At 48.8% G+C, this 203-nt stretch carries 1 protein-coding gene; it reads right to left on the bottom strand.

Annotated elements, in window-relative coordinates:
- Positions 1-203, bottom strand: a 203-nt coding sequence (locus tag PPL9_RS33540; protein ID WP_208989522.1) for a hypothetical protein, incomplete at both ends; no start/stop codon positions are given.

Genomic DNA, 203 nt, shown 5'->3' on the forward strand with positions numbered 1-203 from the left:
TTAGCCACAAAGAGGGGGCGCCCGCTCAGGAAAATAGGGTCGTCAGCTGTCAGATCAATTTCACCCAACTCAAACTTGAGTGGCGAATGATTGTCTTCTCCAGATTTTCGAGACCAGCGTACCCTGCCATTCTTACCGTCGTAATAAGAACGAGCCAAAGACCCGTCATCATACTCCGCATTATAAGGCCCCATAGTTTGGTA

Source organism: Pseudovibrio sp. POLY-S9, from assembly GCF_001431305.1.
Taxonomy (GTDB): domain Bacteria; phylum Pseudomonadota; class Alphaproteobacteria; order Rhizobiales; family Stappiaceae; genus Pseudovibrio.